The following is a 9,027-nucleotide window of genomic DNA, read 5'->3' on the forward strand; positions in this document are numbered from 1 at the left end:
ACTGTGATGCAGATGGAAATTTAAGAGAACATGGACAGATACCATTAGAAATGGGATTGCCAAAGAATAAGCAAGATGGTCAAATAGTTAATGCGGTTCTTCAAATTCAGCAATTAGCTGATAAATACGCTTGCCCAGTAGTAGTAGAAAATCTGGATTTTGGTAATAAGAAAGAACAACTACGAGAGGAGGGTAAAAAATACTCTCGAATGCTATCTAGTTGGGCATATAGTCTTTTTTCGGAAAAATTGGAAACAATTTTGAGTAATCGGGGTATAAAACTAATCAAAGTCAATCCCGCATACAGCAGTTTAATTGGTCTGGTTAAATATGTCCGAATGTATGGATTAGCTAGCGACGAAGCGGCAGCCCTAGTTATGGCTCGACGTGGAATGAGACTTTCAGAACGACTACCGCGCTCTTTAACCGCCTATTCTTTCGTGAAGAAAGGAAAGCACGTCTGGAGCGCGTGGAATCAATTAAATAAACTGATAAAGTCCTGGGATGGTATAAAATGTCGCCATGACTATTATAGTACCTCAGTCTCTAACTGGGAATCATTGGTTATGCCACAGTGCGAAACTTTTGGCTGACATTGTGACAAGTCTTTGACGTTAATGATTGACGAAACGTGACCGTGGTGTTTTTCCTGTTGATATTTGCCAATATTTGAGCGATTTGATCAGGTTTTTTCAAGCGGAGTAGAGGATATCTATTAGAGTATTTTTCAACCTGTCTTTAATCTTTGATATCTGTGAAATAACTTTTCCCATACTTCATCATTTTTAGTCATACTTAAAGATTTGGCTATACTGAAAAATTTAACACTAGAATTTCATCAACTTTTCCTCTTTTCAAGCCTTTAGAATTAATACTTCTTGCTGCCCTTACTACTTGAATTTTATCCCGATAATCTTGATACAAATCCATAATAAAATCTGTTTGAGAATTACTTAAAATAACCTGGCAACCTCTATCTGTTAATTCATCAAAAACTTCCTTTAATCTTTTCTGTTCATCCTTGTTAAAACCATTGATATCATATCCCGTGAAAGACGCCGTATCAGAAACAGGATCGTAAGGGGGATCGAAATAGATAAAATCATCTTTTTTCGCATCTTTAACTGCTTTAGCAAAATCCACATTTAATATCTTTACTTCAGATTCGTTTAAATATTTACTGACAGCTTTTAAAACAGCTTCATCTAAAATATTAGGTTTTTTATATCTGCCAAAAGGAACATTAAACTGCCCCTGAGAATTAACTCTAAATAAACCGTTGTAACAGGTTTTATTCAAATAGATAATTCTGGCTGCCCTTTTTACTTTTGACAGATTTTTATATTTTGGTGAACGATCTAAATCTCTAATTTTATAAAAATAATCAGCACTATTATGTTCTTGATATTTTCTTAACTCTTTAATCAAAGAGTCCAATGAATCTTTGACTACCTCATAACAATTGATTAATTCCTTATTTTTATCACTAATAACTGCTCTGGTTGGTTGTAACTCAAATAAAAGCGCTCCTCCACCAATAAAAGGTTCGTAATAGGTATGTTTATTGAAGGATTTTTGGTCGATATATTTTGTTAATTCAGGTAATAATTGCCTCTTGCCTCCTGCCCATTTTAAAAAAGGTTTAATTACTGGATTTTTGCGCACTAAAAAATACCTCTATATTTCATAATAAAGTCATACTATATTCTCAAAAAATTTGTAATATAGCAATATGAAATGATTGGTGAAAAAATTAGGATTTTGATATTTTAATCTTATTTGCGCTCTGCTTGGGAGACAAAAACCCTAGGATAAAATATTAGAACATTAGGGCTATTTCGTTCTAATTTATGACTTTTTGTGCAAACTACGAAAATATGCCTTTTCAAGAGTTAAAGTTTATATCAACCAATCTCTAAAAGCTAGTCAAATTGTTACTTTATTCTAGAATGAAATAGCCCTGTTAGAACATAAGTACGGATTGCATTATACATTTTCCCAATTACCAGCTTTTATCTAAAACCAAAAATAATATCTGTTAATGCAGTTCCTTCCTAGAAGGCTAGCTAATAGTTAAATGCTTACTTAATTAGGGTCTGCTGAATAAAGTCTTTTTGCTGAGATAGGGAGTAGGGAATAGTTAAGAGTTAAGAGTTAAGAGTTAAGAGAAATGGGAGTTATAGAGAAGGTGATTGAAACAATGGTAAAAATGATTTTTCTGTCTCGCGTTACTCCAAAATACTTACTTACTTTTTGAACTTTTTAAACCGAAAAACTTGCACTTTTTATGCAACTAAACAGAGACTTGCCTTTAGGAATCAATGCTTTTAGATTTAATCAGCAAATCCTAATTAATATCATGTCCGGTAGCATCGGTATTGTAAAAGGGTAAGAATTCTGAATTCTGAATTCTGAATTTGGGGATGAAGGCTTTAATTATCTAGGAATTAAGGGTATTAACCCCGAAAAAAACTTAAATTTCCTGTAGATATTTAGCCTTTGGTTTACACAAATGATACCAGCGGAAATGATATAAAAGCTTTTATCTAATACCAAAATAATAGCTGATAGCTGATGCCTAAATTCTTGCTTAATTAAAAGCTTTTGTCTAATACCAAAAACCATAGCTGATAACTGATAACTGATAACTGATAACTGACTTAAAATCCATTCCCAATTAAAACAAATGGTGCCCAATAATAGGGGTGACTATACTCATCGCTATTAATCATAGAAATTTGTGCTTTTTGTACTGCTGCTAACTTAGTTGCTCCATTATTCAAAGCTAAATAAAAATCATTCATAAATTCTTGAGTACCTTGGTCATCAACTCGCCATAAGGTTGCTATACTTGCTGTTGCGCCAGCTTCTTGTATCTTATAACCAAAACCGAGTATTTCTTCTCCATTTCCTAGCTCTTTTCCCAAAGCAGTTTGACAAGCACTAAAAATAACTAATTCTACATTCTTTAAATTCCAATCTTCCACATCTCGTAAAGTAGCACGGTTACCATCTCCAAATAATATAAAAGATTCTTCTGGATGACCAGTTACAAAAGCAGAATGAGTGGCAAAATGTATAATATTATAGCTATCTAATTTTGCTTCTATAGCTTCTTTAGTAAAAGCATTACCTAACAATTTCTTTGTTTCAGGAAATGCTTTTCCTATCTCCTCTACTTCTATTCCTGCAAAGGGCAATGATTCAAATTCAAATTGGCGATCGCCAACCTGAAAATTATAAGTTCCTTCTGTTAAAGCACCCGCTAAAATTATAGGTTTAAATTTTGGTCTAGGTTCTAAATCCATTAAACTTGCAGAAGTAATATTATTAATTTGAAACCTTTCTGCCAACCATTTTTTTCCATCATGTAGTGCTGCTAAAGGAATATAACGTAGTTTACTATCGGGTGCATAAAGAATATTTTTAGTTTGAGTAAGTTTTAGCTGAGGTTCGATAGGTTTAATCAACCAATTATATAATTTTAATCCTGTTTGTATAACTCTTTCGTCAGATCGATTTCTTTTCGTTAATTCTACTCTTAATCGAAAGATGGTTCTATTAAATTCTTCCCGATTTACTAAAACAGTGCGATGAACTGGAGGAGAATTAGCAGTCACTAATATTAATTCTAGTCGTTCTTCTAAAAGTAACGGATATAAGACTGCAGTATTTTGCTGGTTATGTTCCTGTAGTTCAGACTGTAACCAAAGTGCTATATCTGAACTTAACTTTTGACTCCTAGCATTTTTCTCTAGTTCTGAAACTATAGATTTGACTTCTTTACTATCAAAAAAATCTTGGATTGTTGCTAATTTTTCCTGTAAGTTATTTGGATTTTTACTAGAGCTTTTAGCAACTTCATCTATTAGCTGAATATACTTTTCCCAAAATACCTGTTCTGACTCTAACAATGGAATTTCACTATATTCATATTCATCAGCGTCTAAGCTCCCAGTATATTCAAATGTTTCTTGTATATGCAGTAAATCTAAAATTTGGTGTGCTTCTAAAGCCCGTTTTTTTTGCAGTAATAAGTCAGCCAAAGTCCGATATATTTCAGCATTGTTTTCTATATATGAATTTTGCTGTTCTACTGGTAACTTTTTCAAATCTTTCCGAATATTTTCAGTAATATTAACTGATTGTTTATAGAAAATTATTGCCAACTTATCTTGATTTTTGCTTTCTAATAATTTACCTATATTAGCCAGAGTAATTCTCTCTCCATCTTGGTCTCCAATCTGTCGTTCCATAATCAAAGTATTAGTCAAAAAATTTAGAGATTCGGAATGTTTATCTGATTCTCGGTGAACTATGCCAATATGATGAAGAGTGGCTGAATTATCATAACTTTCACCGATTTTTTCTTGAATAGCTAATGCTTCCTGATGATATTTTAATGCTTCCGAATATTTACCTTGTTCTCGGTAAATTACACCTATATTATCCAGAGTTTTTGCTATACCAATATTGTCTTGATTTTTTCGATTAACCTCTAAAGCTTGTTGATAATATTCTAAAGCTTTAGGAAATTCTTTTAAATGCTCATAAATTGCTCCAATTTTATTTAAAATAATTGCTGGTTCTGGATAATTTTTATTTAAAGCTTGCTGATAAAAATCTATAGCTTGCTCATACCAACCTAACTGTGAATAAACTAAAGCAATATTACTTAAAATAGCACTGATATTTTCACTACTTTTCTCCTGTTGAATCTTTTCTAATGCTTCCTGATAAAACTCTAAAGCTTTCAGATATTTACCCTGAGCATCATAAACAACAGCAATTTTATTCAAAGTCCGAATAATTCCAGAGCGATCGCTTTGTTTAGTATAAATTTCTAATACTTGTTTAAATTTTTCTAGAGCAACCTCAAATTTACCATTATCAAATTCTTCTGTTGCTTGTTCCTCAAGTTCCTGTACTTCAGTTTTATTGTTTTGTGAAATGGAATGACTCTCATTTTTTGTAATTTCTGCTAGTGCTTGTGAATTTCTATTCACTTTTTTCTCAACTACTATAGACACAGGAATAATTAATAAACATACAGTAGTTATAATTAATCTGAAATTTTTCCAAATTATCATTTTGCTAGCTCAATTTTTTGTGTGTATTGATTTCTATTATATTAGGAAGTAGGGGTAGTGTTCGATAATTAATAATTAATAATTAACAATTAAAGACCTCACCTGATTGGGCGGGGTTTACTACATCTTCTGTAATAGAATGATTCAGTTAAAAGGAATTTTTTTCTTCCCTTAGTCGATTGGATATCCTTAGGTAACCCATATATCCAACGACTACTTTTTCTCCATGAATGAAGAGGCTTTATACCTTGATTTTTCCGTAAACAAGTAATGATTTTTCTAGTCTATATAAGTGAAAATTAAAAGGATATAACAACTAATATCCTTATAGCATTTCGACCTGATGTTGCGCTTAATAAAAGATAACAGCTATTAGTAAAATTCAGGTCTGGGTAATAATTATTAAGCGCATTGTTACAGAGAAATGGTATTACATATTTAGGACTACCAGAATAGAGATTCATTAATTAATAATGGAAATTACCTCTGGTTAAAACCGCAACAGAATTGCATAAGGAGAAATCTTTTTAATGGATAATGGATAATGAAAACTATCTCTAATTATCAATTATTGATTAATAAAAGCTATCTCTAATTATGAATTATCAAGTTTGCCATTGGTAAGTAGAAGCAATAAAGCCAAATTGATTAATTATCAATTATCAATTATTCATTAGTAACATAGAGAACCGGGAAGAAATAAAAAACTCGATATTATGAATCAGATAACCCCTATATTCTAGAATTTTCGGCAACAATAAAATTCTCATATTTTAGGGAGTAGACATTAGGGAGTAGGCAGTAAAATAGGGAATAGGGAAAAAACAAAAAACTCGATATTATGAATCAGATAACCCCTATATTCTAGAATTTTCGGCAACAATAAAATTCTCATATCTTAGGGAGTAGACATTAGGGAGTAGGCAGTAAAATAGGGAATAGGGAAAAAACAAAAAACTAGATATTCTGAATCAGATAACCCCTATATTCTAGAATTTTCGGCAACAATAAAATTCTCATATTTTAGGGAGTAGACATTAGGGAGTAGGCAATAAAATAGGGAATAGGGAAAAAACAAAAAACTAGATATTATGAATCAGATAACCCCTATATTCTAGAATTTTCGGCAACAATAAAATTCTCATATTTTAGGGAGTAGACATTAGGGAGTAGGCAGTAAAATAGGGAATAGGGAAAAAACAAAAAACTAGATATTATGAATCAGATAACCCCTATATTCTAGAATTTTCGGCAACAGTAAAATTCTCACATCTCATTCTTAATTTCTATATGCAGATTTACTATAACTACAATAACAAAATAGGGAATTGAGCTGTAGTTTTACCTGACAATTCCCCCTATATTTTCTATGTATTATTGTTTATTCTTTGTTTCTACCCTTTTCAATTTTGATTTTACGACTCTACGGACTTATTTGCACTATCCTTTGATAAATCTGATGGTGAACTATCAGTCTCATTTTTCTCCTCAGAAGAAATAGGAGTTAATTTTTATTCCTCATTCTAACTATCTTTATTAGTTATTTTTTCTAGTGAAGGAGAGCTATCTTCAACTTCAGAAACTTCAGCTAATTTAGAAGTTTCTGCAATAGCTTTTTCAGTAGATGTAGATTCTACTTCTGAGGATGAGGTTGCTTCTTTTTCAACTTCTGTCAAAGTAGTTTGCTCTATTTGAATATCAGATACCATAGACTCTTCTTTTTCCATTAAAGACTCTTCTTCAGGTTGAGTGTCTTCAGTCTTACTTATAGTCTCATTAGCTTCAGGAATTACCTCTTCAATAGAACTAAATTTCTCAGTATCAGCTTGAATTTGTGTAGATGCTGATTCAGAGCCAGTATTTTTACTATCCCTACCTTGAATGACATTTTTAATATTGTTCAATATTCCACTCACAGGTATCAATAACTGAGAAAAACCACCAGCTTTTTTAGATGAACTTGTCTGTAATTTCTGAGATGTTTCTGATACAGTTTGAGCGTCGGTTAAAACATTTTCTTCTGCCATACTTTCAGTTGTATCTGCTTCAGATTCTTTTGTCATTTTGCTGGAGTCTGAAGTAGTCTCACTTGATAATAATTCAGATTCACTTTCTCCTGGTTTTACTTCATTAACAAACTCTTCAATAGAACTTTCTACTGACTCACTTAAATCTAATTTCGGAATATTCTCTAATTTTGGTATAGATGTTGCTTCAGAAATAGTTGCTGACTTTTCCTGAGTATTATCTTGAGTGCTTTCCTGAGTTGATATTTTTGTTTGCTCTGCAACTGGAGTCACTTGGCGACGCAATGTCAGAGTTTCCCAGGCCAACCAACCTAATAAAGATACACTTGCTAGTTGACCCAATAATACCGCACCTGTAATTCTACCTGCACAAAACCACAATACCAGGGCATAGAAAAGACCTACACCACTCCATATAAAATCGTTTTTCCGATGGACTTCTGGAAAGAAAAAGGCCACCAGATATAAAGCTAAACTACCAAGACCAACAGTTAAGGCCAGTATGTATGTAAGCATAAGTTTAGATACTCCGACTATTTGTATATGGGGTCATTTTATCGTTCATTGACATCCTCCCGACGCTGCTCTACGAGACAGGGCGGGATTTCATATAACATATTATGTGTGAAACTGCAAGATTCGTTGGCATTCCCATACGATGCTCCCTTGCAGTAGAGCGCGGGTATAAAAGCCAACATTTAGATAACTTCTACTAACTTCTGCATTTTCAATTTCAACCCACTATGATGGGTTGAGTAGAAAATATGTAGTCAGATAATGCCCAGTTTAGAACTTATTATTTGAGCGATCGCTTTTTATATACTAGATATAGCTTAGAGTTAAAGATTTATTCATTCAATCGTGAGTTTAATCACTTTTTGCCTAATTTCAAGTCACACACCATTACTAAAGTTGTCTCATAATATATAAGAGTTACAAAAGCTTCAAAATAAATTGTTCTATATTTTCATCAAAATAAAAGGAGGGTGTGAAATGTGGGAAAAAATTTTGTTAGCTGCTGCTGTTACCTTCTCTTTACATATATTTGCAGGGATAGATTTATCTAATATTAAGTCACCTATTTCTTCTTTATCTCCTTCTGTAACTACAGCAGATAGTAAAGTACCAAACTTATCAGATGTTGAAGAAAGTTTTCAGTTTTCAGATATGACAAATTTCCAAACTTTTATCGACCAATAAATTAAGATTGATAGAGTAGGTCTGAACTTACAATAAATTAGAATAAATGTGTTTGAAATATTACTAATTTTTTTGATAGGCATAACTCCTTGCCTAGTTTCTTTATGGATTCTCCACAAGTTTAAAGCAAGGACTAGACAAAGACTTAACTCAGTCAGATTAGTTGTAAATTACAGAGAAATAACAGCTATATCTAGCCAACCAGAACAACAATATATTGAAGGAGTAGGATACATCATAGGAGACCTAACTTGTAAGTTTAATGCTAGGTCTTCTAATATTCGTTGTGCGGTTAATCCCCTGGGGCCATGTAAAGGTTGTCGTGATTATCAGTCAATAGATATTGGTAGAATTTAGGATTTAGAATTTAGAATTTAGAATTGGTAAATTAATTAGGGTTTGCTGAAAAAAGCAAAGTGTGGGAAGTATGGGAAGTCTCAGAAGATAGAATCTTATCTGCTCAAAATACTAACTTTTTTCAGTTCTAGGAACTTAAAAACTAGCACTTTTTTAGACCTAAAAAGGCTAAAGTATTTATCTATCAATCCTTTGATAATTAATCAGCAAACCCTAATTAATTCTCAATTTTTAATTCAATTAGACTTGTGCAAATATTCTCATCCTAAAAATATAGCTGTGACAGTTCCACAAACACTTATTTCTCCCATCAAAACTCTCTGAATAACCTCATAAACAGGTATTAAAACTAC

General features: G+C 32.2%; 6 protein-coding genes. 3 read left to right on the forward strand and 3 right to left on the reverse strand.

Annotated features, from left to right (window positions below):
- Positions 1-593 (forward strand): IS200/IS605 family accessory protein TnpB-related protein (locus F6K40_RS23630; RefSeq protein WP_293139547.1); only part of this gene is annotated, 593 nt, incomplete at its 5' end.
- Between the two features lie 214 nt (positions 594-807).
- Here F6K40_RS23630 and F6K40_RS23635 read toward each other — a convergent pair.
- The 3 genes from F6K40_RS23635 to F6K40_RS23645 form a co-directional block, all read right to left on the reverse strand.
- Entirely contained in the window at positions 808-1,665 is an 858-nt protein-coding gene (locus F6K40_RS23635) for a DNA adenine methylase (RefSeq protein ID WP_293139548.1), read from the reverse strand.
- Positions 1,666-2,660: 995 nt separating this feature from the next.
- Positions 2,661-5,006 carry a CHAT domain-containing protein gene (locus tag F6K40_RS23640; RefSeq protein WP_293139549.1) on the reverse strand — a complete coding sequence of 782 codons (2,346 nt, stop codon included), beginning with the start codon at positions 5,004-5,006 and terminating at the stop codon, positions 2,661-2,663.
- 1,607 nt (positions 5,007-6,613) lie between these two features.
- Complete coding sequence (locus F6K40_RS23645; RefSeq protein WP_293139550.1) at positions 6,614-7,633, reverse strand: Ycf66 family protein; 1,020 nt, start codon at positions 7,631-7,633, stop codon at positions 6,614-6,616.
- 477 nt (positions 7,634-8,110) lie between these two features.
- On the opposite strand from F6K40_RS23645, the gene F6K40_RS23650 reads away from it, so the two are divergent.
- Together F6K40_RS23650 and F6K40_RS23655 are read left to right on the forward strand one after the other, a co-directional pair.
- On the forward strand, positions 8,111-8,317 hold the full coding sequence (locus tag F6K40_RS23650; protein WP_293139551.1) for a hypothetical protein: 207 nt from the start codon (positions 8,111-8,113) through the stop codon (positions 8,315-8,317).
- A gap of 48 nt (positions 8,318-8,365) precedes the next feature.
- Positions 8,366-8,674: a DUF6464 family protein gene (locus F6K40_RS23655; RefSeq protein WP_293139552.1), complete on the forward strand. Its 309-nt coding sequence runs from the start codon at positions 8,366-8,368 to the stop codon at positions 8,672-8,674.
- The last annotated feature ends 353 nt before the right edge of the window (positions 8,675-9,027 follow it).

This window comes from Okeania sp. SIO3I5, from assembly GCF_010672085.1.
In the GTDB taxonomy this organism is placed as follows: Bacteria; Cyanobacteriota; Cyanobacteriia; order Cyanobacteriales; family Microcoleaceae; genus Trichodesmium.